Origin of the sequence: Chromobacterium sp. ATCC 53434, from assembly GCF_002848345.1 — a bacterium.
Lineage (GTDB): Bacteria > Pseudomonadota > Gammaproteobacteria > Burkholderiales > Chromobacteriaceae > Chromobacterium.
In genome coordinates, this window is sequence record NZ_CP025429.1 from 2473827 (window position 1) to 2500211 (window position 26385).

General features: G+C 66.7%; 22 protein-coding genes. 10 read left to right on the top strand and 12 right to left on the bottom strand.

The features are described from left to right. Window positions 1-174: 174 nt before the first annotated feature. The 3 genes from ddlA to CXB49_RS11315 form a co-directional block, all read right to left on the bottom strand. Window positions 175-1281 (bottom strand): D-alanine--D-alanine ligase, encoded by a 1107-nt coding sequence (ddlA, locus tag CXB49_RS11305; protein WP_101708489.1) that lies wholly within the window; start codon window positions 1279-1281, stop codon window positions 175-177. A 31-nt stretch (window positions 1282-1312) separates the two neighbouring features. Beyond that, window positions 1313-2392 (bottom strand): MFS transporter, encoded by a 1080-nt coding sequence (locus tag CXB49_RS11310; protein ID WP_101708490.1) that lies wholly within the window; start codon window positions 2390-2392, stop codon window positions 1313-1315. Between the two features lie 109 nt (window positions 2393-2501). After that, window positions 2502-3683, bottom strand: a complete 1182-nt coding sequence (locus CXB49_RS11315; RefSeq protein ID WP_101708491.1) for a serine hydrolase — start codon at window positions 3681-3683, stop codon at window positions 2502-2504. A gap of 123 nt (window positions 3684-3806) precedes the next feature. Here CXB49_RS11315 and CXB49_RS11320 point away from each other — a divergent pair, with 123 nt between their 5' ends. Beyond that, complete coding sequence (locus CXB49_RS11320; RefSeq protein ID WP_101708492.1) at window positions 3807-4682, top strand: LysR family transcriptional regulator; 876 nt, start codon at window positions 3807-3809, stop codon at window positions 4680-4682. Here the strand turns inward: CXB49_RS11320 and rmuC are convergent. From rmuC to CXB49_RS11340, 4 genes are read right to left on the bottom strand one after another with little or no spacing between them, the layout of a single operon-like run. Next, window positions 4679-6241, bottom strand: a complete 1563-nt coding sequence (gene rmuC / locus CXB49_RS11325; RefSeq protein WP_369826577.1) for a DNA recombination protein RmuC — start codon at window positions 6239-6241, stop codon at window positions 4679-4681. The genes CXB49_RS11320 and rmuC overlap by 4 nt on opposite strands. A gap of 42 nt (window positions 6242-6283) precedes the next feature. Continuing rightward, a complete protein-coding gene (locus tag CXB49_RS11330; protein ID WP_233493051.1) occupies window positions 6284-6820 on the bottom strand; it encodes an AAA family ATPase in 537 nt (178 codons plus the stop codon). 17 nt (window positions 6821-6837) lie between these two features. Next, window positions 6838-8526 (bottom strand): single-stranded-DNA-specific exonuclease RecJ, encoded by a 1689-nt coding sequence (gene recJ / locus CXB49_RS11335; protein WP_101708495.1) that lies wholly within the window; start codon window positions 8524-8526, stop codon window positions 6838-6840. A 6-nt stretch (window positions 8527-8532) separates the two neighbouring features. Next, window positions 8533-9531, bottom strand: coding sequence for a hypothetical protein (locus CXB49_RS11340; protein ID WP_101708496.1), 999 nt, complete (start codon window positions 9529-9531; stop codon window positions 8533-8535). A 196-nt stretch (window positions 9532-9727) separates the two neighbouring features. Between CXB49_RS11340 and CXB49_RS11345 the strand changes: the two genes are divergently transcribed. The 5 genes from CXB49_RS11345 (at window position 9728) to CXB49_RS11365 (ending at window position 17179) form a co-directional block, all read left to right on the top strand. After that, complete coding sequence (locus tag CXB49_RS11345) at window positions 9728-11065, top strand: M23 family metallopeptidase (protein WP_101708497.1); 1338 nt, start codon at window positions 9728-9730, stop codon at window positions 11063-11065. A 14-nt stretch (window positions 11066-11079) separates the two neighbouring features. Beyond that, a complete protein-coding gene (locus tag CXB49_RS11350) occupies window positions 11080-12183 on the top strand; it encodes an anhydro-N-acetylmuramic acid kinase (protein ID WP_101710685.1) in 1104 nt (367 codons plus the stop codon). A 59-nt stretch (window positions 12184-12242) separates the two neighbouring features. Next, complete coding sequence (locus CXB49_RS11355; RefSeq protein ID WP_101708498.1) at window positions 12243-14543, top strand: DNA translocase FtsK; 2301 nt, start codon at window positions 12243-12245, stop codon at window positions 14541-14543. A 50-nt stretch (window positions 14544-14593) separates the two neighbouring features. Beyond that, window positions 14594-15682: a ferrochelatase gene (gene hemH, locus CXB49_RS11360; RefSeq protein WP_101708499.1), complete on the top strand. Its 1089-nt coding sequence runs from the start codon at window positions 14594-14596 to the stop codon at window positions 15680-15682. Between the two features lie 288 nt (window positions 15683-15970). Continuing rightward, window positions 15971-17179 carry a branched-chain amino acid ABC transporter substrate-binding protein gene (locus CXB49_RS11365; protein ID WP_101708500.1) on the top strand — a complete coding sequence of 403 codons (1209 nt, stop codon included), beginning with the start codon at window positions 15971-15973 and terminating at the stop codon, window positions 17177-17179. Between the two features lie 63 nt (window positions 17180-17242). Here CXB49_RS11365 and CXB49_RS11370 read toward each other — a convergent pair whose 3' ends face one another. The 3 genes from CXB49_RS11370 to CXB49_RS11380 are packed head-to-tail and all read right to left on the bottom strand — an operon-like array spanning window position 17243 to window position 19192. Then, a complete protein-coding gene (locus tag CXB49_RS11370) occupies window positions 17243-18058 on the bottom strand; it encodes a crotonase/enoyl-CoA hydratase family protein (protein WP_199406832.1) in 816 nt (271 codons plus the stop codon). Beyond that, a complete protein-coding gene (locus tag CXB49_RS11375) occupies window positions 18055-18567 on the bottom strand; it encodes a DUF4442 domain-containing protein (protein ID WP_101708501.1) in 513 nt (170 codons plus the stop codon). Before CXB49_RS11375 ends, CXB49_RS11370 begins: the two co-directional genes overlap by 4 nt. A 28-nt stretch (window positions 18568-18595) precedes the next feature. Then, on the bottom strand, window positions 18596-19192 hold the full coding sequence (locus CXB49_RS11380; protein WP_101708502.1) for a TetR/AcrR family transcriptional regulator: 597 nt from the start codon (window positions 19190-19192) through the stop codon (window positions 18596-18598). 190 nt (window positions 19193-19382) lie between these two features. On the opposite strand from CXB49_RS11380, the gene CXB49_RS11385 reads away from it, so the two are divergent. Beyond that, the gene (locus CXB49_RS11385; protein WP_101708503.1) at window positions 19383-21422 is read left to right on the top strand and encodes a site-specific recombinase; all 2040 of its coding nucleotides are present in this window, start codon (window positions 19383-19385) and stop codon (window positions 21420-21422) included. Between the two features lie 193 nt (window positions 21423-21615). Next, entirely contained in the window at window positions 21616-21972 is a 357-nt protein-coding gene (locus tag CXB49_RS11390; protein ID WP_101708504.1) for a CZB domain-containing protein, read from the top strand. On the opposite strand, the gene CXB49_RS11395 is transcribed toward CXB49_RS11390, so the two are convergent. Next, window positions 21900-23300, bottom strand: coding sequence for a cache domain-containing protein (locus tag CXB49_RS11395; RefSeq protein ID WP_158300784.1), 1401 nt, complete (start codon window positions 23298-23300; stop codon window positions 21900-21902). The genes CXB49_RS11390 and CXB49_RS11395 overlap by 73 nt on opposite strands. 212 nt (window positions 23301-23512) lie before the next feature. Here CXB49_RS11395 and CXB49_RS11400 point away from each other — a divergent pair, with 212 nt between their 5' ends. Both CXB49_RS11400 and CXB49_RS11405 read left to right on the top strand, forming a co-directional pair. Then, a complete protein-coding gene (locus CXB49_RS11400) occupies window positions 23513-24127 on the top strand; it encodes a PadR family transcriptional regulator (protein ID WP_199406833.1) in 615 nt (204 codons plus the stop codon). Continuing rightward, window positions 24124-24918, top strand: a complete 795-nt coding sequence (locus CXB49_RS11405; RefSeq protein ID WP_101708507.1) for a siderophore-interacting protein — start codon at window positions 24124-24126, stop codon at window positions 24916-24918. Before CXB49_RS11400 ends, CXB49_RS11405 begins: the two co-directional genes overlap by 4 nt. Window positions 24919-24922: 4 nt before the next feature. On the opposite strand, the gene CXB49_RS11410 is transcribed toward CXB49_RS11405, so the two are convergent. Continuing rightward, window positions 24923-26290 carry an MFS transporter gene (locus tag CXB49_RS11410; protein ID WP_101708508.1) on the bottom strand — a complete coding sequence of 456 codons (1368 nt, stop codon included), beginning with the start codon at window positions 26288-26290 and terminating at the stop codon, window positions 24923-24925. Between the last annotated feature and the right edge of the window lie 95 nt (window positions 26291-26385).

Below are 26385 nucleotides of genomic sequence, written 5' to 3' on the forward strand. Positions count from 1 at the left end.
ACGCGTCGCGCCGGACGCTCCCCAGAGCGCGGCGGGACGGGACAGAGGACGATATGCAAAGCGCCGCCCGCGGGCGGCGCATACAACTCGCCAATTGAAGCGGCGAAATTCTACCCAGCGCCACCCCTCGTGTAAACAAATATAGATAAAATTGTCTGGGAATTTAACCAAGGCTCAGCCGGGCAGCCCCGCGCTGCGGCACAATGCCGCGTCCTGCGAACCCCTCTCCAGCGCCAGCTCGATCAACGCCGTGATCAGATCGCGGTAGGACAAGCCGGCCGCCTGCCACAGCTTGGGGTACATGCTGATATTGGTGAAACCGGGCAAGGTGTTCAGCTCATTGATCACCACCTCGCCATCCGGCGTCAGAAACACGTCTACCCGCGCCATGCCGCTGCACTCCAAAGCCTGGAACGCTTCGATAGCGATGCCGCGGATACGCTGGCAGGCCTCGTCTGGAATATCCGCCGGCACGGCGACGCGCGCGCCGTCCTCGTTCAGGTATTTGGTGTCGTAGGCGTAGAATTCATCGCTCAATACGACCTCGCCGCAACCGCTGGCCTGCGGATGGGCGTTGCCGAGCACGGCGCATTCGATCTCGCGGCCCACCACCGCCTGCTCCACCAATACTTTGTGATCGAAGCGCAGCGCCTGCTCCACGGCAGCGTGGAACGCATCCTCGTCGCGCACTTTGGAGACGCCGACGGATGAACCTTGATTGGCCGGCTTGACGAACAGCGGCAGCCCCAGTTGGGCAACGATGGCGGCGAAATCCGCCTGAGCGGCCTTGGCTCGCGTCAGCGTGACGAAGGGCGCCACCTTGAGGCCGGCGTCGCGCAACAAGCGCTTGGCCACATCCTTGTCCATGCACACGGCCGAACCCAGCACGCCGGCGCCGACAAAGGGAAGGTTGGCCATTTTCAATAGCCCCTGCAGCGAGCCATCCTCGCCCAAAGTGCCATGCACAATGGGGAACACCACGTCGATCTGCGCCAGCGGATGGGCGTCGACAGCCGCCACCAATTGGCGCTCGCCTTGCCCCGGCACCAGCGCCAGTCCCGTGTCGGATGGGCGCAGCGCGATGCGGGCAGGATCGTCGGCGTTCAACAGAAAATTGGAAGGCTGGTTGACATGCCACGCACCCTGCTTGTCGATGCCGATCAACGCCGCTTCGAAACGGTCCTGGTCCAAAGCCTGCAGAATATTTTTGGCCGACTGCAGGGAAACCTCATGCTCGGACGACTGACCGCCGAAAATCAAACCCACCCTGATCTTGCTCATCGCTGCATTCGATACGAAATGAAAAGAGCCGTCATGATAATGTATTTTCGCAGCGCGCAGTCGGCCGCCCCGTATGCCTGGCCAGCCAGCCACGCATGGCCACGCAGGCCCAGGCCGCGGCGGCGCAAGCCATGCCGCCAGCCATCGTGCCCGGCATGCCTTGGCGGCCGATCAGCCAACCGCCTAGCGCGGAGCCTAGCGCCACACCGAGATTGATGAAGGAAATATACAGCGCGCCCAGAAATTCCGGCGCGTCGGGCGCCTCCGCGCTCAGCCAGACCTGAGTGACCACCAGTCCGGAGGTGTGCGCCGCGCCCCAGAACGCCGCCACGCCCGCCAAAACCGGCCAGGACAGGCTGCCCAGCCAAAACAGCGGCAGATAGGCTGCGATCAGGCAACCGGGATGGAGCACGGCGGCGACAACGCGGTTGCGGCCCATCGCGCGGCCGCCCAATATATTGCCGGCCAATCCCCCCGCGCCAAACAACAGCAGCAGCCAATTGGCCGCTTCTTCGCCCACCCTGGCCTCGCTGCGCAACAAGACCGCCGCGTAACCGTAGACGCAGAACATCGCCGCGAATATCAGCGTGGCTCCGGCCAGGTTCAGCCACAAGGCCGGCCGGCGCAGAATCGCCAAGTCCGCCATCAGGCCGACGCCGCGCCGCGTCGGCGCATCCGGCAGGCAAAACCAGAGGCCCAACGCCGCCGCGCCATTCATCGCCGAGCCGAACAGGCAGGCGGCCTCGTACGAAAAGCGCGTCGCCAGCCAGCCAGTGGCGGGAATGCCCAACACCATGCCCATGCTAGTGCCGATGAAGGCTTTGGCCGAAGCTTCCGCCGCCCGCCGCGGCGGATACAAAGCCGCGGCGGCGACAAAAGCCAGCGCGAAAAACACCGGGTGTAGCAGCGCCGGCGCCACCCGGCTCAACAGCAGCACCGGGTAGTTCGGCGCCAGCGCCATCGCGGCGCAGGCGGCGGCGAAAACCGACAGGCACGCCGTCAGCACGCCTCGCCTGGAGCGCCGGGACAGCACAAGCGTGGCCGGTGGCCCGGCCAGGGCCACCGTCAGCGCGAACACGCTCACCAGCGCCCCCGCCTGCGACACCGACACGCCATATCAACTGACGATATCCGGCAACAACCCGACCACGCCGAACTCGACGACGTACAGGCCAAACAGGCCCAGACCCAGGAAAAACATCGCCGCGCCTGGCCGGCTGTCACAATGCGGCATAAACGGCCTCGCACAGATCGACGGTGAAACGACCGGACATGCCCTCAAACGCGGTGTTGGTGAGGGCGACCACGCTCAAGGAGCGGGCGGGATCGACAAACCAGGCATGCCCGTACGCGCCGCCTAGCCGCCAGCTGCCGACCGACTCCGGCGTGGCCGCCGCCTGCGGGTCGCGCAGCACGGTAAAGCCCAGGCCGAAACCTCGCCCCGGCCATGCCGCCAGCGTCAAGCCTGCCGCCTGATCGCGCGCCATCTCCCGCGCCAGCCGGGATGGCAACACCCGGCCATCGTCCGCGCGCAGGCTTTCCAGAAAAGCGAGAAAATCCGCCGCCGTGCCTATCATGCCGGAACCGCCGGATGCAAACGCTTTGGCATCGAACGCGCGCCGCGGCGCGAAGCGCAGGCCGGCGGTGCCGGGAAACACCGGCGCCGTCTCCAGGTCGGACATCCGGCGAGGGCGGGGCTCGGCATCGACATACGCCGCCGCCAGCCTTGCCGGATCCGCCACCTCGAACGAGGTATCTCGCAGGCCAAGCGGCTGCGTGACCCAGCGAGCCAGCGCCGCCGGTAGACTCAGGCCGCTGGCGCGTTCGATCACCGCGCCCAGCACATCGGTCGCCAGCGAATAGCCCCACGCCTCGCCAGGCGAATACAGCAAAGGCACGCCCGCCAGCCGGCGCAGGTTCTCCTCCAGGCTCAAGTCCGACTCATCCATGCCGTCCGACACGCCGGCAGCCCGATAAGCGCCGCCGCCTTCCGCTTCGAGAAAGCCATAACCGAATCCGGCGGTATGGCTCAGCAGCTGCCGCAGCGTGATCGTCGCGACGACGCCGTCAGCCAGGCGCGGCTGAAACCAGGGCAGAATATCGGCGACAGCCTGATCCAGGGCCAGCACGCCCAGTCCCACCAGCGCGAGCGCCGCCGCGCTGACCATCGGCTTGCTGACGGACGCCAGCCGGAATAAAGCATCCAGCCGCATCGGCACGCCGGCTTCGCGATCGGCCATGCCATACGCCGCCTGGTGCACCAGGCGGCCGTCGCGCATCGCCAGCACCACAGCCCCCACCAAGCGTCCCGCCTGGATCGACCGCTCGACCACCGCGCCGACGCCAGCCAACTCCTGCCGCGCCGCGCCCGCCGTTTGCGGAAAATTGGTTTCCACTTGCATTTCGCGCTCCTTGCCCGTCCGGGCTTGTGATGAACGCAATCATGCTAAAGAGATAACGAGAACAGAAAAATAGTCTTGAATTCCGTTAAAATCGGACAAAACCATCCGCAATGAGGCGCTCAATTGGACGGGACAAGCGGTTTCAAGATATTTGTACTGGCAGCCGATACCCGCAGCTTCGCCAAGGCCGGGCGACTGTTGGGCATTTCGTCGTCCGCCGTCGGCAAAAGCGTGGCGCGGCTGGAGGAAAAACTGGGCGCGCGCCTGTTTCACCGCAGCACCCGCAGCATCGCGCTGACCGCCGAGGGGCAGGCATTCCTCACGCGCTGCCGCCGCATCCTGGAGGAAATCGAATCGGCCGAACAAGAGCTGCAAAGCCTCTCCCGCGCGCCGCGGGGACGGCTGCGGCTTAGCTTGCCGGTCGCGGGCGAGCTGTTGAATCCGCTGCTGTCGGGCTTTGCCGCGCAGTACCCGGACATCGAGCTGGAACTGGACTTCAGCGACCGCGTGGTAGAACTGATAGAGGAAGGATTCGATGCGGCGATCCGCATCGGGGAGCTGAGGGATTCGCGGCTGCAGTCTCGCCGGCTGGGCGCCTTCCGCCTGCTGCTGGCGGCGTCGCCGGACTACCTGGCCAAGATGGGAGAGCCCGCGACGCCCGCGGACCTGGCCCGCCACCGCTGCCTGCACTACCGCTTCCCCAACAGCGGCAAAACGCAAGCCTGGCCGCTCGCCGGCCTGTCGGCATTGCCGCAAACCATGGTGTGCAACACCGTGGACACGCTGGTCCACATGGCCAGCCAGGGCCTTGGCATCTGCTGCGCGCCGGATTTCGCGGCGCGGCAGGCCTTGCGGGCCGGCAAGCTGCGCGCGGTGCTGGCAGATGAAACCCGGCACGCCGGCGCCTTTCATCTGCTCTGGCCGTCCGGCCGCCATCCGACGCCCAGGCTGCGAGCCTTCATCGACTACCTGGCCCGCCAGCCCTTTCCCGCTGCTTAGGCGTCGCCGTCCTCTTCGCCGTCGCCCGCGTCATCCAACCGCAACTGCGCCGCCAGCTGCTTGTTGTTGCGGATGCCCAGCTTGCGCAGTTTTTCGGCGCTGGTCATCAGATTGCCGCGGCCGCTGGACAGCTGCTTCATCGCATCGGAGAAGGTGTCGCGGCTGATATCCAGTTGCTTGCCCAGCTTTTCCATATTGGCGACGAAGCCGGCGAACTTGTCGTACATCGCCCCGCCCTGGCGCGCGATCTCCTGCGCGTTCTGGTTCTGGTACTCGTAGCGCCAGATGCTGGCGACGGTGCGCAGCGTGGCCAGCAGCGTGCTCGGGCCGACTATCATGATGCGACGCTCGAAGGCCTCGTTGAACAGGCTCATGTCGTGCTGCACCGCCAGCAGATAGGCCGGCTCCACCGGGATGAACATGAAGACGAAGTCCAGCGTGTTCAGTTTGTACAGGTCCTGGTAACGCTTTTCCGACAGCGAGCGGATATGGGCGCGGATCGCGGCGATATGGCCCTTCAGCTCGGCCTCTCGCGCAGCGTCGCCGTCGGCGGCGGTATAGCGGACATAGGCGTTCAGCGACACCTTGGAGTCGACCACCAGCTGCTTGCCCTCCGGCAGGTCTATCACCACGTCCGGCTGGTAGCGTTTGCCGCCATCGTCGGTTTCCAGAATATCCGACACCTGCACCCGGTACTCGCGGTCGCGGGTCAGGCCCGAGGTTTCCAGCACCTTCTCTAGCACCATCTCGCCCCAGGTGCCCTGCGCCTTGCTGCTGGCGCCGGTCAACGCGTTGGTCAGCGCGACGGCGTCGTCGCCGAGCCGGGTGTTCAGCTCCTGCAGCCGCTTCAACTCGGTCTCCAGCGTCAGCCGTTCCTTGCTGTCCTTGTCGTAGGTGTCCTGCACCAGCTTGCCGAAGTTCTGGATGCGCTCGTGCAGCGGATTCAGCAGCGTGCCCAGGTTCTGCTGGTTCTGCTCGGTGAAGCGCTTGGACTTTTCCTCCAGGATGTCGCCGGCCAGCGCCTTGAACTGGTCGGTCAAGGTCTGGCGCGCCTCCATCAGCAAGGCCAGTTTCTCCTGGCTCTGCCGGCGCTCGCCGTCCAGCAGCGTGGCCAGCTCCTGCTCGCGGGCCGACAGCCTGACGATGTCCTCGCCCTGCTGCTGGCTGCGCCGCTGCAAGGCGTCCAGCAGCCGGCCCTGCTCCTCGCTGGCCGCCAGCAGCGACGACAGCCGGCGCAGCTCCAACTGCAGGCCGTCCAGTTGCTCCCCGCGCTCCTGCAGCTGCTTTTCCAGCTCCGGCACCCGCTGGGCGCGGGCGACGTAGGCGCCAAGCTGGGTCTGGCTGTCCGCCAACTGCTGGCTCTGCGCCTGCAGCGCCCTGCCGGCTTCCTGCTCCCGGCTTCTCGCGTCTTCCAGTTGCGGCCGCAGCGCATCCAGCTGCGCCTGCAAGCCCGCCGCCTGCTGCCGCAGCGATTCAAGATCCCTGACGCTCCGTCCGCGCGCGGCCCAGGCCGCGGCGCCGCCGCCAAGCAAGCCCAGCAATAGGCCAATCACCAACATTTCCATCAACGGTACCTCAATTCATTTCGGCTCGGCTCGCCGTCAGGCGCCGATCCGGTCGATCACAAAAGCCGCCCGCTGTTCGAGCGAGCCTCGCGGCACTTCGATCAAGGCATAGCCCAGACGGGCGTATGCGCGCTCCATCGCTTCGCAGGTGCGCTCGGCCTCGGCCAAAGTCTGCCGGCGCTCGCTGTCCTGCGCGAAAATCTCCGGCCAGGGACGCAACAGGAAAATCTTGTCATAGCGAAAAACGCCAGCCGCCTTTTCCATGTGCGCGGGGACGGCAAGCCCGGACAGCTCGAGATAGCCGATGACGTCCGGAATGCCTCGATCCAGAAACACCGGCCCCGCCGCCCGCTCGGCGTGGCGGAAATTGCGCATGTCCCAGCCCAGCATCTGCTCGGCGAACGCGCGCGGATCAACCCAGGGCAGCGCGCTCCCGCCTATCCGCTGCTGGTCCTGGATGATGGCCCGGCCGGCCTCGTCCAGCGTCGGGTAGCCGATGCCCTGCAACATCGTCGACAAAGACGTCTTGCCCGCCCCCGGTCCGCCGGTCAGGACCAGCAACTCCGCTTTCACGCTCTCGCCCATATCGTTCAGGCCGCCGCCCAGTGCTGCAGGTAGACCTGCAGCTCCTTGCGACCCTGCCACTCGTTGGCGATCAGCTGGTAGACCGCCTGGATGCGGTCCGGCAGCCAGTCGGCGTGATTGAACAGCATCGCGTCGAACTCGCAGCCGTCGCGCGCCAGCCTCAGCTTCAGATGCTTGTCGCCGACCAGTTTCTGGTTCACCACGCTGAACTGGTCGTGGAAGTAAGGCACCGGGAAGCCCTGGCCCCACACCTCGGCCGCCAGCGTCTCCGCCAGTTGCAGATTGAGCTCGCGCGCCGGCAGGCTGCCGTCGGTCTCTATCGTCCGGGTTAGCTGCCCCTCGTCCATCAATTGTCGCGCCACCGCCTCGAAAGCCTGCTGGAAATCGGCGAAACGAGCCTCGTCCAGGCTCAGGCCGGCCGCCATCGCGTGGCCGCCGAACTTCAGGATCAGGCCCGGATGACGCTTGTAGACCAGGTCCAGCGCGTCGCGCAGATGGAAGCCGGGAATCGAGCGGCCCGAGCCCTTGATCTCGCCGTCGTCGCCGGGCGCGAACACGATGACCGGCCGGTGGAAGCGCTCCTTCAGCCGCGAGGCGACGATGCCGACGACGCCCTGGTGCCAGTCGTCGCGGTACAGGGTCAGCGTGTAGCGGTTGCCGGCGTCGATGCCGGACAACGCCGCCATCGCCTCGTCCTGCATGCCGTGCTCGATGCTGCGCCGCTCGCGGTTGAGCTTGTCCAGCTCCTGGGCCAGCCGCATCGCCGGCTCCTCGCTGCCGGACAGCAGGCAGGCGATGCCCAGGCTCATGTCGTCTAGCCGGCCGGCGGCGTTGAGCCGCGGCCCCAGCGTGAAGCCGAGATCGAAGGTGTTGGCCTTGTGGTGGGCGCGGCCGGCGACGCGGAACAGCGCGGCGATGCCCGGCGCCATCCGCCCGGCGCGCATCCGCCTCAGACCGTTCTCGACCAGCGTGCGGTTGTTGCGGTCCAGCCTGACCACGTCGGCCACCGTGCCCAGCGCCACCAGGTCCAGCAACTCGCCCAGATTGGGCTGGGTCTTTTCGTCGAACGCGCCGCGCCGGCGCATTTCCGCGCGCAGCGCCATCAGCACGTAGAACATCACGCCGACACCGGCCAGATTCTTCGACGGGAACACGCAGCCGGGCTGGTTGGGGTTGACGATCAGCGCGTCCGGCAAGGTGTCGCCGGGCAGGTGGTGGTCGGTCACCAGCACCTCGATGCCCAGCGCCCTGGCCGCGTCGACGCCGGCGACGCTGGCGATGCCGTTGTCGACGGTGACGATGATGTCCGGCTTCTTTCGCGCCGCCAGCTCGACGATCTCCGGCGTCAGGCCGTAGCCGTACTCGAAGCGGTTGGGCACGATGAAGTCTATCGTGGCGCCCAGCATCGACAAGCCCTTCACCGCCACCGCGCAGGCGGTGGCGCCGTCGGCGTCGTAGTCGGCGACGACCAGCAGCCGCTGTCCGGCGGCGATGGCGTCGGCCAGCCGGCTCGCCATCGCCTCGGCGTTTTTCAGGTTCTGATAGGGCAGCAAGCCCTTCAGGCCATAGTCCAGCTCGCCGCTATCGGCGATGCCGCGGGCGGCGTACAGCCGCGCCTGCAACGGCGTCAGCCCCTGGCCGAGCAGCTTCTGCTGCAGCTCGGCCGGCGCTTCACGGGTAAGAATCTGCGACATGTTTTCTCAGTAAAGCGCCGCCGGCGGCAGCGCGCGTTTCCAGAATTTCCACAAATCGGCCGGGCCCAGCGTCAGCTCGAAGCCGGCCGGACCGGTGGCGATCAGCGTCAGCTGCTCCAGCCTGCGCTGGCGCAGCGCCAGCAGCAGCGGCGCGAACCAGTCGCGCTCCAGCCGCTCCAGCCCCTCGCGCCATCCCCAGGCATCGCGATACTGCGCCGCGGCCTGCAGCGCGTCCAGCGCCAGCAGGCAATCGTCGCCCGGCTCCAGGCCGTCGAAGGCGAACGGCGCCGCCTCGATGCGCATGCCGGTGCTCGCCGCCAGCAGCTGCAGCGTCTCGTCGTCGGCCAGCAGCCGCGGCGCCGGCGCGCGCCAGGCGCCGGGCTCGCCCTCGCCCCACAGCCACACGCTGTTGACGGCCAGCTCGCCGCGCGCCTCGCGCGCATCGTTGATGGCCTGGGTGTACAGCAGCATCTGCAGTTCGTTCAGCGTCCGGCTCCAGGCCAGGCCGCCGTCGCCCTGCGGCAGGTGGCGGTTGATGTCCTCGCCCACCACGTCCCACAGCGGCGCGAAGCGCGCCGTCAACGGCGCGGCGCTGTGCAGCAGCCAGCGCCCCGGCCGCAGCGGGTAAAAGCGCAGGCCGTCCTCGCCGAAATGACGGTTCAGCGCGTCGACGAGGCCGCTCGCCTCGTCCTGGTCCAGCCGCATCACGCCGACATCGGCCAGCAACGCGCGGTCGCGGTCCACCCGCAGATGCACCGGATCGGCCAGCAGCCAGTCGCCGGCTTCGGCGTCCAGACCGGCTTCGGCGGCGGCCAGCCGCGCCAGGCCGGCGGCCTCGCCGCCCCACAGCCTCGCCAGGCAGGCCGAATGGCTTTGCTCGCGGCGCTGCAAGCGTCCGCGGCCCAGCAAGCGCTGCAAGGCCGGCAGCTTCAGCCCCTTGCCCACTTCGCCGCCGGCATCGGCGTCCAGCCAGCACAGGCCGGGTATCAACAGCGTCAATTTCATAGTCTTGCCAGATGGGTTGGGATACCGGTCATTTTGGCCGATGCGCATTTGGCGCGCGCGTCGTTCTGCGGCAAACTGGTTGCTTGCGCCGGAACTATCGCGCGGCTCGCCAAACAAAACATGAGTTTGGCGCATGGCTGCGCCGGATCCTGATCACTATTTTGCATAGGCAGGCGCAGGCCTGCCCGGAAAAATGATGGATTATCGCAAACTGCTACACATCCCGCAAAAATGCGCGTCCCGACTGCTCAACCACCATCTGAGCTGGCTGGGCGTCGCCGCCTGCCTGCCGCTGCTGGGCACCGCCACCGCTTTCGCCGTGGCCACCGGCGCCAAGGAGACCCTGCCCGAACAGGTGCGGCAACAGCAGGTGGTGGAGAGGCTGGCGCTGCCGGAATTCCGCTTCGCCGACAGCCGGACCCGCTATTGGCGCGACGAATCGATCAAGCGCGGCGACACCGTCGCGCGGGTGCTGAACCGCGTCGGCATACGCGACGCCGAGGTGCGCGAGCTGCTGTACGGCGACAGCCCGCAGGCGAAGAAGCTGCTGAAGCTGAAAGTCGGCGCCACCTTGACGATGCAGACCAACGACGTCGGCGAGCTTTTCGGCCTGCGCTTCCTGCAGGACGACGACAACGGCGAACAGATCCTGGTGGCGCTGGAGAAGCGCGACGGCCGCTGGCAGGCCAGCGCCGATCCGGTGGCGGCCGACAGCGTCGAAACGGTGCGTTCGATCGCCGTCAGCCGCGGCGCGGCCGCCGACCTGGCCGCCGCCCGCGTGCCGGCCGATATCCGCAACCAGCTGGCCGAAGTGTTCTCCGATCAGTTCCCGCTGTCCAGCCTGAAACGCGGCGACCGCATCAATCTGGTGTACGAGACCATGGTCTACGCCGGCGCCGCCATCGCCAGCGGCAATCTGCTGGCGGTGTCGATAGAACGCGACGGCAAGCTGCACCAGGCCTACTACTTCGCCCACGACAGCGAAAGCGGCGCCTACTACGACGCCGCCGGCCATCCGGTGAAGAAAGGCTTCAGCCGGCAGCCGCTGAGCGGCGCGCGCATCAGCTCCGGCTTCGGCCTGCGGCTGCATCCGGTGCTGCACGCGCTCAGGATGCACTCCGGCATAGATTACGCCGCCGCCCCCGGCACCCCCATCGTCGCGCCGGCCGACGGCGAACTGGTCAAGGTGACGCGCGAAAACGGCTACGGCAATGTGGTGATGCTCCGCCACAACGCGAAACTGAGCACGCTGTACGCCCATATGAGCGCCTTCGGCAAAGGCATACGGGCCGGCGGCAAGGTCAAGGCCGGCGATGTGCTCGGCTATGTCGGCAGCACCGGACGCGCCACCGGCCCGCATCTGCATTTTGAGGTTAGAATCAACGACCAGCCGGTGGACCCGGCCACCAACGCCCTGCCGACGCCCGGGCTGAACCAGACCCAGATCGCGCAGTTCGCCGCCCAGCGCCGGACGCTGAGCGCCCGTCTGGAGCTGCTGCAGAGCATCCCGGTCAACGTCGCGCAAATCGACTGAACCGCATGGCGAACATGAGCGACTTATATATTGGCATGATGTCCGGCACCAGTCTGGACGGCGTCGACGCCGCCCTGGTGCGTTTCGACGCCGCCGGCCGCCCCGAGCTGCTGGCCGACCACGCGCTGCCCTATCCCGACGAGGTGCGCGCCGAGATCCTGGCGCTGCAGCCGCGCGGCGACGACGAGCTGGACCGCGGCGCGCGGCTCGGCAACCGGCTGGCGGAGATCTACGCCCGCGCCGGGCGCGAGCTGCTGGAAAAAGCCGGCCGCCGCCCCGGCGACATCCGCGCCGTCGCCTGCCACGGCCAGACGGTGCGCCACGCGCCGCACGCCGGCTACACGATACAGATAGGCAATATGGCGCGGCTGGCCGAACTGGCCGGCATCGACGTGATCGCCGACTTCCGCAGCCGCGACGTCGCCGCCGGCGGCCACGGCGCCCCGCTGGTGCCGGCCTTCCAGCAAAGCGCGTTCTCCAGCCCGGACGAGCGCCGCGTGATCCTCAATATCGGCGGCATCAGCAATCTGGCCCGCCTGCACCGCGGCCTGCCGGCGATAGGCTTCGACTGCGGCCCCGGCAATATGCTGATGGACGCCTGGAGCCGCCGCCACACCGGCCGGCCCTACGACGACGACGGCCGCTGGGCCGCCTCGGGCGCCGTCCACGCGCCGCTGCTGGCCGCGATGCTGGCCGAGCCGTATCTGCATCAGCCTCCGCCGAAAAGCACCGGCCGCGACCTGTTCGACGACGCCTGGCTGGAGCGGCATGTCGCGGCCCTGCCGGCCGCGCCGGCGCCGCGGGACGTCCAGGCCACGCTGCTCGCTTTCAGCGCCCGCGCGATCGCCGACGCCATCGTGCGGCATTGCCCGGACAATCAGGCGGTCTACGTCTGCGGCGGCGGAGCCCGCAACGGCGCGCTGATGGCCGAGATCGCCCGCCTGCTGTCCGGCCAGCGCGTCGCGGCGATCGAGGCGCTGGGCCTGCCGGCCCAGCTGATCGAGGCCGTCGCCTTCGCCTGGCTGGGCTGGCGCTTCGATCGCCGCGAACCGGGCAATCTGCCGGAGGTGACCGGCGCGCAAGGCCCGCGAATTCTGGGCGCCCTGTATCCGCGATAGAGGTGAAACACAGCGCATCAGGCTATAATCGTCTGCTGTCATAGCCAATTATGCAAAAAATGCGATTTTTCAAGCGCAAAGCCGTAGTCAAGAACACCCAGACCTCGCTGCCGCCGCAGCTGTCCGCCCTGCTCCGCGAAGCATGGTGGCTGCTGATGGCGGTGGCGGCGGTCTATCTGGTATTGGTGCTGGCCAGCTACTCCTCGCTCGACCCGTCCTGGTCCCACAGCTCGTCCGACCCCACCGTCCGCAATTACGGCGGCGCCTTCGGCGCCTGGCTGTCCGACATGCTGCTGTACGTCTTCGGCTTCTCCGCCTGGTGGCTGGTGGTGTTCTGCCTGGTCGCGATAGGCTGGGGCTACCGCCGCATCGAGACGCTGGGCTTCAAGTTCAATCCGATCACCGCCGCCGCCGTCGGCGGCTTCTTCCTGCTGCTGCTGTCCAGCGCCAGCTTCGAGGCCATCGTGCTGCAGGGCAAGGCTGTGACGCTGCCGCTGGAAGCCGGCGGCATGCTGGGCCATTTCATCGGCAAGGGCTTCTCCCGCGGCCTCGGCCTGTCCGGCGCCTATCTGTTGCTGGGCGTGCTGTCCGCCATCGGCTTCTCGCTGTTCACCGGTCTGTCCTGGCTGGACCTGATGGAAAAGATAGGCGGCGCGCTGGAAGACGGCGCGATCCGGCTGTGGCAGGGCTGGCAAGCCAGGAAAGACCGCGAGATCGGCAAGGAGACCGCGCAGAAGCGCGAGGAGAAGGTGTCGGTCGCCAAGAAGAAGATAGAAGAAACCACGCCGGTGCGCATCGAACCGCCGGTGCTGGAGGTGCCGGTATCGGCCAAGGCGCAGAAGCCGGTGCAGCAATCGCTGTTCTCCGACCCGAAGGACGCCGCCCTGCCCGGCCTGAGCCTGCTGGACGCGCCGAAGGAGCAGCAGGAGCCGGTATCGCAGGAGACGGTCGAATACACCTCGCGGCTGATCGAGCGCAAGCTGGCCGACTTCGGCGTCGACGTCAAGGTGATCGCCGCCTATCCGGGCCCGGTGATCACCCGCTACGAGATCGAACCGGCCGTCGGCGTCAAGGGCGCGCAGATCGTCAATCTGATGAAGGACCTGGCGCGCGCGCTGTCGCTGGTCTCGATCCGGGTGGTCGAGACGATACCGGGCAAGACCTATATGGGCCTGGAGCTGCCGAACCCGAAACGGCAGATCGTCCGCCTGACCGAGATCATAGGCTCGGACGGCTACCAGAACATGGCCTCGCGGCTGACGATGGCGCTGGGCAAGGACATCGCCGGCCAGCCGGTGTCGGCCGACCTGGCCAAGATGCCGCACGTGCTGGTGGCCGGCACCACCGGCTCCGGCAAATCGGTGGCGATCAACGCGATGATCTTGTCGCTGCTGTACAAGGCGACGCCGCAGGAAGTGCGGCTGATCATGGTGGACCCGAAGATGCTGGAACTGTCCATTTACGAGGGCATTCCGCACCTGCTGGCGCCGGTGGTCACCGACATGAAGCAGGCCGCCAACGCGTTGAACTGGTGCGTCGGCGAGATGGAGCGCCGCTACAAGCTGATGTCCAAGCTGGGCGTGCGCAATCTGGCCGGTTTCAACCAGAAGATCAAGGACGCCGACAAGGCCGGCGAGAAGATCCCCAATCCGTTCAGCCTGACGCCGGAAACGCCGGAGCCGCTCGACACGCTGCCGCTGGTGGTGGTGGTGATAGACGAGCTGGCCGACCTGATGATGGTGGCCGGCAAGAAGATAGAGGAATTGATCGCCCGACTGGCGCAGAAGGCGCGCGCCGCCGGCATCCACCTGGTCCTGGCCACGCAGCGGCCGTCGGTGGACGTGATCACCGGCCTGATCAAGGCCAATATCCCGACCCGCATCGCCTTCCAGGTGTCCAGCAAGATAGACAGCCGCACCATTCTGGACCAGATGGGCGCCGAGGCGCTGCTGGGCCAGGGCGACATGCTCTACCTGCCGCCGGGCACCGGCTACCCCAACCGCGTGCACGGCGCCTTCGTCTCCGACGAGGAAGTGCACCACGTGGTGGAGTTCCTGAAAACCACCGGCGAGCCCAACTACGTCGAGGGCATACTCAGCGGCCAGGCCGACGGCGACGACGGCGCCTCGGCCGCCGGCCTGGACGGCGAGGCGGACGGCGAGGCCGACCCGCTTTACGACGAGGCCGTCGCCATCGTGCTGAAGACCCGCAAGGCGTCGATCTCGTCGGTGCAGCGCCATCTGCGCATAGGCTATAACCGCGCCGCGCGGCTGATCGAGCAGATGGAGGCCTCAGGCCTGGTTTCCGCCATGGAAAGCAACGGCAACCGCACCGTGCTGGCGCCCGCCCGCGAAGACTGAATCCCGGGGGCGCCGCCGGCGCCCCGCCAACCCGCATCCCAAGGATGGCCATGCCCCGCTATCTGCCCGAACCGGCTTTCCGCCACGACCACGCGCCCAGAACCGGCGTGCTGCTGATCAATCTGGGCACCCCCGACGCGCCGACCGCCCGGGCGCTGCGCCCGTATCTGAAACAATTCCTGTCCGACCCCCGGGTCATCGAGATTCCGCGGCTGCCGTGGTGGCTGATCCTGAACGGCATCATCCTGAATACCCGCCCGAAACAGTCGGCGAAGAAATACGCCGCCATCTGGACCCGGGAAGGCTCGCCGCTGCTGACGCACACCCGCGACCAGGCCAGGCTGCTGAAAAGCCGGCTGGACGAGATGGGCCACGGCGAGCTGATCGTCGATTACGCGATGCGCTACGGCAATCCGTCGATAGCGAGCGTGATGGGAAAAATGCGCGAACAAGGCGTGGAGAGGCTGCTGCTGCTGCCGCTGTACCCGCAGTACGCCGCCTCGTCCAGCGCCACCGCGCTGGACGAGGCCTTCCGCGTGCTGACGCGGCTGCGCAACATGCCGGAGGTCCGCGTGGTGCGCCACTTCCATGACGACGCCGGCTACATCGCCGCGCTGGCGGCGCGGATTCGCGAACACTGGCAACGCGAACGGCAGCCGGACAAGCTGGTGATGAGCTTTCACGGCGTGCCGCGCTTCACTCGCGACAAGGGCGATCCCTACCACTGCGAATGCCAGAAGACCGGCCGGCTGCTGGCCGAGGCGCTGCAGTTGCGGCCCGATCAATACGTCATCAGTTTCCAGAGCCGCTTCGGCCGCACCGAGTGGCTGAAACCGTATACCAGCGAGGTGCTGGCGGAGCTGGGCAAGGCCGGGACCGCCACGGTGGACGTGGTCTGCCCCGGCTTTGTCGGCGATTGCCTGGAAACGCTGGAGGAAATCGCGATGGAAGGCAAGCAGACCTTCCTCGGCGGCGGCGGTGGCGAATTCCGCTACATTCCCTGTCTGAACGAGGACCCGCAATGGATTGCCGCGTTGGCCGATATCGTCGGCAGCAATCTGAATGGTTGGCTGAAAAACCCGGCACAAGATGGCGTCGAGAGACTGGCGCGGGCACAGCGCCTGGGGGCATCCAGCTGACATCAAGCTGCCGCCGCCGCGACGGACAGGCCGACTAAAAAACCTTTCAAATCAGCCAACTAGCAATAAAAACGGGCATGTGGCCATTTTCGCCACCTGCCCGTTTTCAACTTGTTTGCCGCAAAAAACAAATAAAGGTCCTATATTCACTGCACCGGCCCCTCACCGCATTGACACTGTTGCAAACTGCTTACCATAATCAGTTGCAACTGACCGCCGCTTAATGGTGTTGTTGGTTTATCTAAAGAGATCATCGACGTCTACAGAAAAGATACAGGGGAACGCTCTATGAACAAATACGCTCGCCTCAGCCTGATCGCCACCGCCGCCATCGCCATGACGGCCTGCAGCAAACAGGACGAGCCGGCCTCGGGACAGGCCGCCTCCTCCGCTCCGGCCCAGGCAGCCGCCTCGGGCGGCGACGGCTCCGTCGTCAAGATCGGCCAGGTGTCGCCGATGTCCGGTCCGATCTCCCACCTCGGCAAGGACAACGAGTACGGCGCCAAGCTGGCCATCGAGGACCTGAACGCCCAGGGCGTCGAGATCGGCGGCAAGAAAGTCAAATTCGAACTGGTGTCGGAAGACGACCAGGGCGACCCCAAGATCGGCACCCAGGTCGCGCAGCGCCTGGTCGACGCAGGCGTCGTCGGCGTCGTCGGCCACCTGAACTCGGGCACCACCATCCCGGCGTCCAAGATCTATTCCGATGCCGGCATCCCGCAGATTTCCCCGTCGGCGACCAATCCGGACTATACCAAGCAGGGCTTCAAGACCACCTTCCGCGTGATCGCCAACGACGTGCAGCAGGGCAAGGCGCTCGGCGAATTCGCCGCCGGCACGCTGAAGGCGAAGAAAATCGCCATCATCGACGATCGCACCGCCTATGGCCAGGGCCTGGCCGACCAGTTCGAGGGCGCGGTCAAGGCCAAGGGCGCCAATGTGGTGAAGCGCGAGTTCACCAACAACACCGCCACCGACTTCAACGCCATCCTGACCTCGATCAAGGCCACCCAGCCCGACCTGGTCTTCTACGGCGGCATGGACGCCCAGGCCGGCCCGCTGGCCAAGCAGATGCAGCGCCTGGGCATCAAGGCCAAGCTGATGGGCGGCGACGGCTGGCAATCGCCGGAATTCATCAAGCTGGCCGGCGACGCCTCCGAAGGCCAGTACGCGTCCAGCTGCGGCATCTCGCGCGACAAGATGCCCGGCTTCAAGGCCTTCGACGACAAGTTCAAGAAGGAATTCAACACCGACGTGCAGATCTACGCGCCGTTCGAATACGACGCGGTGATGGTGTTGGTCGACGCGATGAAGCGCGCCAAGTCCTCCGATCCGAAAGTCTATCTGCCGGAAGTCGGCAAGAGCGACTACCAGGGCGTGACCGGCAAGATCGCCTTCGACGACAAGGGCGACATCAAGAATGGCGCCGTCACCGTCTATCAGGTGAAGAACGGCAAGTGGGAAGTGGTGTCCACCGTCGGCGGCGAAGCCAAGTAAGCGCGGCCCGCCAACGCGAAGAGGCGCCCCAGGGCGCCTCTTTTCATTTCCGCCGCGGCGGACTCAATCGCGGAAGCTGACTTCCTGCTTCATCATCGCCGCCATCGCGGCCTTCTGAAGGTCTTCCGAGATCAGCATCGCCGCGTTCCAGCCGGCGACGAACTGCAGGCCGTCGGCCACGCTGCGGTCACGGCTGTAATTCAGCACTTCCTTGCTGCCGCGCACCGCCAGCGGCGACTTTCCGGCGATCAGCCGGGCGCTCTGCAGCGCCGCAGCCAGCACCGCGTCGGCGTCCGGCAGCACCCGGTTGACCAGGCCCGTCTCCAGCGCCTCGTCGGCCACCATGTCGCGGCCGGTCAGCGCCAGCTCGCGCGCCACGCCCTCGCCGACCACCCGCGGCAAGCGCTGCAGCGAGCCGACGTCGGCCACCATGCCGATGTCGACCTCGCGCACCCCGAACACCGCGTCCTGGGAAGCGAAGCGGAAGTCGGCCGCCAGCGCGACATCGAGGCCGCCGCCGAGACAGGCGCCGTGAACAGCGGCGATCACCGGCTTGCGGCAACGCTCCAGGCTGGTGACGCAGTCCTGCAGATCCAGGATCAGCCGCCGCAGCTTGTCGCGCTTGCGCGCCTCGCAGGCATCCTCGATCAGCGACTGCAAGCCGGCCATCATCGCCAGATCGATGCCGGCGCAGAAATGCTTGCCGTGACCGGCCAGCACCACCGCGCGCACCGACGGCTCGCCGTCGGCCCAATCCATCGCGCTGCGCAGATCTTGCCACATCTGCATATTCAGCGAATTGGCCTTGTCGCCGCGATTGAAGCGCAGCAGCGCCACCTTGTCGTTCAGTTCGACGCTCAGGGTTTGCAGGGTAATCATGCCGCCGTCGCCTCCGGACGTTTCTTGGGAATCCAGGCCCACAGCATTTCGCAGATGACCGGCGATTCGCCGGAATCGTCGGTCACCAGCACCTCGACCAACACCTCGCCCTTGTCCAGTTCGTGCATGGACTGGATCTGCTGCGGAGTCAGCGTCGCCACCGCCCGCATATCGCCTTGCGAGCGCTTGATGTAATTGACCTTCATCGACTTCAGCAGCATCAGCTTGTCGTCCGGCATGTTCATGCCGACGACGAAGCCGGTCGACGTCTCGGCCAACAGCGCCATCGCCGCCGCGTGCACGCCACGGATATGGTTCTGCACCTTCTTGCGGTTGCGGATGGACACGCTCAGCCGCTGGTGGCCCACCTCCTCGAAACGCAGGCCGGCGGTGGACAGGAACGGAACGATCTTGCCGAACATCATCGACAGCACCGTACGGCGCCAGGAGACGGGCAGACGGCCCACCTTGTCGGCGATGCGGCTCATGCTGTTCTTGCGGTACTCCATGGTCAAGCCCCTCTATTATTCTCGTTTGCTATGGTTGGCCGGGCGACGGGTCCAGCCCCAGCGTCGCCCTCACCTGCCGCTTCAACAACGGCAAGGCCTCTTCGTCTATGCGCGCCAGCTGCAAGCCCCCCTGCAGCGCGGAAAACAGCATCATGCCGACAGCCTCCGGCGTGCCGGCATAGGCCATCTGGCCGCTGTCGCGGCCCTGGCGCACGATGGCCACCGCCCACTGCCTCATCTCGTCGATGAAGGCCGCCGCCTCCTCCCGCATATCATCCGGCAAGGTTTGGAACTCCGTGCTGAGGATGCCGCTGGGGCAAATTTGCTTGCGTTGCTGGTAATACTGGTCCGACAGGCCGAAATAACTCTCCAGCCGCCGCGGCGCGTCCCACTCCTGCTGCTGCTCGATGAAACGCTGAAAGCGGCGGCGATAGCGTTGAATCAGCGCCACGCCCAGATCGTTCTTCTTCGGGAAGTGGTAATGGATAGCCGCATTGCGCACGCCCAGCGCGCTGCTGATGTGCTGATAGCTGAAGCCGTTGAAACCTCGCGTCAGCAACAGCTCCTCGGCCAGGTCGAGGATGCGCTTGCGGGTATCGTTCTTGTCGTCGGAACCATTATGCATCGGGCCACTCTACTTACTGGTTAGTAAGGTGTCAATCGCCGCCTCCCACATGGCCTAGCCCCTTTTCCCGCCTCGCGCTCAACGGTTTTTCAGCCATGCGGTGCACCCAATCGCGCCGGCAGGCCCTAGAATGACAACAACGCTCTTTTCCAACCCGCGCGCCGGCCAGGCGCGCCCATCCTGGTAAACCATGACCGAACATTCCGTGCCCGCCCTGGAATCCGCATTACGGCGGCTATGCCGCGACCCCGGCCACACCGAGACGCTGGCGGCGCTGATCGCCGCGCTGCGTCCCGACGAGCGCCAGCCTTTGCAGCAAGCCACCGTCAATCTGCAGGCGCTGTCCTTCCTGCTGGAACACCATCCGGACTACCGTCAGGCGCTGCGCCAGACGCTGTGCACGCTGCTGGCCGAAAGCCGGCAGATTCCGCTGTACACCGAAGCCGGCATCCTGGCCAACGACGGCTTCGGCACCACGCTGCTGCGCCGTCTCGGCGAACGCGCGCTGCCCATGCCCTACAATCCCGATTCGCTGCGCGACCGCTTCGGCCTGCTGTTCTGCCACCGCCACGATTACCGCTGGCTGGCCGCCGTGCCGGACGCCACCTGGCACGCGCTGTGGCGCGCGCTGGCCTGGAGCGAGGCGCCGCGCCAGGACAGCGAGCGCCATACCCGGCTGCAGCTGCTGGAATCGGCGCAGGTGCTGTCGGCCCGCATCACCGCCATCGGGCTGGAGCCGGAGCTGGTGCGGGTCTGCCCGGAGGTGGAGCGCTTCGCCTCGCCGTTCATGCATCTGAACGCCGAGGTCCAGCGCTATGTCGACAGCTACCATCAGGCGCTGGTGGACGACACCGCGCCGCCTGAAGACGAAAAGCAGGTGCTGGTGCTGCTGGAGCAATGCGAGGCCATCTTGGCCAAGGTGCGCAAGAACGCCGCCCGTTACGGCATCTCGGTCAGCCTGACCTACCACGGCCTGCGGCTGGCGCAGAGCATCGCGCGGCTGCGCGCGCTGCTGGAGCTGCTGGCGCCCGAGCACGATCCGGCGAGCCGGCCGGAACTGTTCCGGCTGCTGACCGACTTCGCCCGCGCCGAAAACCGCAAATACAGCCTGCGCGACCTGTTCAAGTCCAATACCGAGCTGCTGGCGCTGCAGGTAACCGAGCACGCCGGCCGCCACGGCGAGCACTACATCGCCGAGGACCGCCGCGACTGGTCCAAGATGGGCAAGGCGGCGATGGGCGCCGGCTTCATCGTCGGCTTCATGGCACTGATCAAGCTGCTGCTGGCGCGCGGACACCTGCCGCTGCTGTGGGAGGGCGTCGCCTTCGGCCTGAACTACGCGATAGGCTTCATCATCGTGCAGATCCTGCACTACACCATCGCCACCAAGCAGCCGGCGATGACGGCGGCGCGGCTGGCCGCGGCGCTGCACGAACGGAACGGCCGCAAGAAGCAGCTGGAGGACCTGGCCGAACTGATCGTCAAGGTGGCGCGCACCCAGTTCGTCGCCATCGTCGGCAACGTGGCGCTGGCGATACCGACGGCGGCGCTGATCGCGCTCGGATGGCAGGCGCTGTTCGGCGCGCCGGTGGTCGACGCCGCCAAGGCGCAGAAACTGCTGCACGAGATCGACCCCATCCACAGCCTGGCGCTGCCGCACGCCGCCATCGCCGGCGTGTTCCTGTTCCTGTCCGGACTGATCGCCGGTTATTACGACAACAAGGCGATCTACCGCCGCATCCCGGAACGGATCGCCGGCCACCCGCTGTTGCAGCGGGTGCTGGGTGAAAACCGCGCCCACCGGCTGGGCCGCTATATCGAACACAATCTGGGCGCGCTGGCCGGCAACTTCTATTTCGGCATGTTCCTCGGCCTGACCGGGACCGTCGGCACGATACTGGGCCTGCCGCTGGACATACGCCACATCACCTTCTCGTCGGCCAACCTGGCCTTCGCCAGCGTGTCGCTGGACTTTCAGCTGCCGCTGTCCGTCGTACTGCTCGGCTTCGCCGGCGTCATGCTGATCGGCCTGGTCAATCTGGGCGTCAGCTTCTTCCTGGCCCTGTGGGTGGCGCTGCGCTCGCGCAAGCTGTCCGGCTCGATGCTGCTGCCGCTGATTCCGGAGCTGGCCGGACGCTTCCTGCGCCGGCCCTTGAGCTTCTTCCTGCCGCCCCCGCCGGAGCCGGAACCGGCCGCCGAGGCGTCGCCGCCGGATGAAAGCCGCGGCTGAGCGACCGAAGGGCGCGCCGCCGCGCGCCCTTCCCAAGCCATCGCTGGCGAAAGCCGCATGCCTCATCTAATCTGTCAAAAGTACTAATAAGACAGTTCACATAATAATAAATATTGCAGCTGCTTATTTTTTCCTGCGCGCATATGCGCGATGGCGCGGCGCGGGCGATTTAACGGTTTGGATAGAGGCAGGCATGGATTTGGAACAAGCGTTGCTCAAGCATGAAGAGTGGAAAAACCGATTCAGGGAGGCGATATTCAGGCAGGAGGCGATGGACGCGGACAATATAGGCCGCGACGATTGCTGCGAGCTGGGCCGCTGGCTACACGGCCCCGGCCAGAGCCGTTACGGCGGCCTCAGCATGTTCCAGACCTGCGTCAGCCGCCACGCGATGTTCCACCGCGAAGCCGGCCGCATCGCCGGAATGATCAACGCGCAGCGATTCGAACAGGCGGAACAGGCGCTGGAAGACAGCGCCTACTCGGTCGCCTCCAGCGCGCTGGCCGCGGCGCTGGCGCAATTGCGCCAGCAGACCGGCGGCAAACCCTGAGCGACGGCGCTCAGACCTGGAACTGCGCCACCGACGAGCGCAGATTGCCGGTCACCTCGTCTATGCGCTGAACGCTGTGCGAGGCCTGGGTGGCGGCCACCGCGTTGCCCGAAGCCACTTGGGCGATCTGCTCGACGTGGCGGGCGATGTCCTGGCTGGCGGTGCCCTGTTCCTGCAGCGCGTGCGAGATGTCGTTGACCACCCGGACCACCTGGCTCGCGCTGCCCTGGATCTGCTGGATCAGGTCTCCGCCCTGCTCGGCCAGCTGCAGACCGGCCTTGACCCTGGACACCGTTTCGCTCATGTTCTGCCGCGACAGGTCCGAGCTGGCCGGAGTCCTGCGACACCTCGCGCGCGTCCATCGCGTGACGGGCGATATGGCTGATGCTGACCGTCAACTGCTCAACCGAGGCAGCCATCGCCGCCGCGCCCTCGCTCTGGCCCTGCGAGTTGTCGGCCACCATGCGCGCGCCGTCCACCACGTCGGCGTTCAGCCGTCCCAACTCCTCGGCGTCGCGGATGATTTCGCCGACCAGCCTGCGCAGCTGCCCCTGCATCTCGCGGATGTGCGCCAGCAGGCTGTCGCCGCCGTTCTTCGGCAGCCGGATGTCGCGGTCCAGCTTGCCGGCGGCGATTTCACGGACGATGGCCGCGGCCTCAGACGGCTCGGCGCCGAGTTCGCGCATCACGCTGCGGTAGACCCACCACCCCAGCGACAGCGTCACCGCCATGAACAGCAGCAGCTGCGCGGCCACGCCCCACACCTGCTTCCACAGCACCGCGCTGATGTCGTCCAGATACAGCCCGGTGCCCACCACCCAGCCCCAGCGCGCGCTGGTGCTGAAATAGGCCAGCTTGGGCTGCGGCCCGGCCGCGCCCGGCTTGTCCCACACGTATTGCGCGAAACCCCGGCCGCCGCCCTGGCGGAGGGTGTCGTCGAACAGGCGGCCCATATCGGTGCCGACCGGGTCCCGGACGCTGTGCATGTCCTTGCCGACCAGCTTGGGGTTCATGCCGTGGGCCAGCCATTTCAGATCGCGGTCCAGCACGAAGAAATACTCGTCGCCGTCGAAGCGCAGCCGCGCCAGTTCCTGCAGGGCCCGCCGCCGGGCCTCGGCCTCCGGCACCAGGCCGGTCGCCGCCTCCTCCTCGTGCAAGGCCACCAGGCTGGCGGCGCTCTCCACCTGGCTGCGCACCTGATCGCGGCGGTCGGACAGCATCTGCTGCCGCAAAGTCTGCGTCAGCAGGGCCCCCAGCACGCATACCAGCACGATGGCGCTTGCTGTCTGCAACAGCAGGCGCAGCTTCAAGGAAAGGGTTTTCGCCATGGCTTCGTCCGGTTTGTAAGAAACCGCCAACGATAACGCATCTGATTATTTAGTTTCAATATCTGAATGTCATTTTATTGATCAAAGTCATTGCTTTTTGACTATCAACACAGCAAACCGGCCGCGCATCCGCGCTGGCGACGGTATTCATGCTTGACATCATATCTTTAGATATATATCTTAAGACACATACCGTCCCGTCGGAGGAAACCATGAGACACCACCACCACGACCATCATTGCGCCGGCCGACGCCACGGCCACCACGGCGGCGACGGCGAACTGAGCCGCGGCCGCAAATTCAGCGCCGAAGACCTGCAACTGCTGCTGCTGGCGCTGATCGCCGAACAGGCCAGCCACGGCTATGAACTGATCAAGGAGCTGGCCGCCCGCTCCAACGGTTATTACAGCCCCAGTCCGGGCATGGTCTATCCGGCGCTGACCTATCTGGAGGAAATCGGACAGGTCACGGTGGAGCCTGCCGGCAACCGCAAGCGCTATTCGATCGCCGACGCCGGCCGCAACGAACTGGGCCTGCAGCGCGAACGCGCGGACCTGATGCTGGCCAAGCTGTCCCATATCGGCCGCAAGATGGAGCTGGCCCGCCGCGCCTATGCCGGTGAGGAAATCGGCGACGAGGGCGCCGCCGGCTGGACCCGCGAAATGATAGAGGCGCGCCGCGCGCTGAAACGGACGCTGTTGTTGCGCGACAACGCCGACGCCGCCGAACAGAACCGCATCGCCGCCATCTTGCAGCGCGCCACCGCCGAGATACTCGGCGAAACCCCGCCGGCATCCTGTCAACCGGACCCAAGGAGTCAGAATTGAATACCGATCTCACCGTACAGAAACTGCGTCACCCATTGCGCTTTCGCCTGCTGCAAATCGTCCGCATCGCCCGGCTGTCGCCGACGATGCTGCGCCTGACCTTCTCCGGCGACGATCTGGCCGGCTTCGTCTCCGCCTCTTTCGACGACCACATCAAGCTGTTTTTCCCGGAGCCGGGCGAGCGGCAGCCGGCGATACCGACGGTCAGCGACGGCGGCATCAGCTTCCCGCCGGACCAGCCCAAGCCGCAGATGCGGGACTACACGCCGCGCCGCTACGACGCGGCGGCCGGCGAGCTGGACATAGACTTCGTCGTCCACGCCGGCGGCGTGGCCGCCGACTGGGCGCTGAACGCCAAAGTCGGCGACCGGCTGGGCATAGGCGGCCCGCGCGGCTCGCGCGTGGTGCCGACCGGCTTCGACTGGCACTGGCTGATCGGCGACGAGTCGGCGTTGCCGGCCATCGCCCGCCGGCTGGAGGAATTGCCGGCCGACGCGCGCGGCCAGGCCTGGATCCTGGTCGACGACGAACAATGCCGGCTGCCGCTGACGGCGCCGTCCGGCATCGAAATCGTCTGGCGCCGCCGCGACCTGGGCCAGGCGCTGCTGTCGGCGGTGGAGCAAGCGACGCTGCCGTCCGGCGCCGGCTATGTCTGGGCCGCCGGCGAAAGCGGCGAGATGCGCCCGCTGCACAAACAGCTGCTGGCGCGCGGCGTAGACAAGGACAGGATGCGGGTGGCCGGCTACTGGAAGCGCGGCGACGCCGGCGCCCACGAAAGCATCTCCGACTAAGCCGTCAGACCTGGCGGCCGGACGCCGCCAACGGCGGCGTCTCCTCGACGGCCTGGGCGGCTTCGTCCAGGCGATCCAGCCTGACGAAACGCAGCGCGCCCAGCGCCACCGTCATGCAGGCCAGGCCGCACAGCACGAACAACAAGGCGATGCCCCGTCCCTTGCCCGTACCCAGCCAAGCTCCCGTCAGCTCCGCCAGCGCGCCGCCCGGCATCATGCCGGGCTCCAGCACCCGCTCGACCAGCATGCCGCCGGCCAGCAGCGTCAACGCGACGACGCCGATATTGATCGCGCCGAGCAGGCTGAACAGGCTGCCGCGCCGCTCCAGCGGCGTATGGCCCATCCACAGGCTGAGCAGGCAGCTGTTGGAGATATTGCCGGCCAGCATCGCCAGGCAGGCCATGCCCGACCACGACAGCGGCGTCCGGACCCAGCCCATCGCCGCCACGCACACCGCCAGCGCCAGATCGGCCAGCAGCACGATGCGCATCAGCCGCCGCTGCGGATTGCAGGCCACCACCAGCACGCTGCCTATGATCGCGCCGACCGCGGCGCTGCTCATCACCCTGCCCAGCACGCCGCTGTCGTGCCCGGCCAGCACCATAGGCGTCAGCATGCTGGAAACCAGCGCCACCAGCGAGGTCTGCAGCAGCATGTAGATCAGCAGCGCCCGCATCTCCGCTTGCCGGCCCATATACGCCAGCGTCGTCGCGACGCCGCTGCGGCAATGCCGCCACAACGCGTCCCATGGCCGGCCCGCCGCCGCCGGTTGCGCATGCCGGCCGATGCCCGCCAAGGCCGCCAGCACCAGCGCGGTGGCGCACAGGATCAGCGCCACTTCCAGCAGCATCACCGCGCCGATTCCGTGCCCGGCCATCAACGCGCCGGCCAGCATCGGACCGGCGAATTGAACCGAACTTTCCCCCAGCATCCGCAAGCCGTTGGCCTGGCTGAGCCGGCGCTGCGGCAGCAGCAGGCTCAAGGCCACCTGGTAACTGGGCCGCCGGAAGGTATAGGTCAGCGAGGCCAGACTGCTCAGGACCACCATCGCCCATACCCGCAAGCCGCCGCTCCAGGCGAGCGCGGCCAGCGTCAGCACCAGCCCCAGCAAGACCAGATCGCAACCCACCAGCACCACGCGGCGGTCGAACAGGTCGGCGCAGGCGCCGGCCAGCGGCAACAGCAGCAAGGCCGGCAGCATGCCGCTGAACAGCGCCAGCGAGAACTGCTCGGCCGAGCCGGTTTCCTGATAGATCCACACGCCCAGCGCGAACTGCAGCAGCACGCTGCCCAGCGCGGTGACGATTTCCCCCAGCCACAGGCAGATGAAGGGCCGGCCCAATTGGCGCAAAGCCTCGATGACCGCCCTCATGCCTGCGCCTCCCGGCCGACACAGGCGGCCCCCGCATGCCTTTTCGATTCTCGCATCATGTCCAATCGCATATTGAAGGTTACGACAGGTCCGCC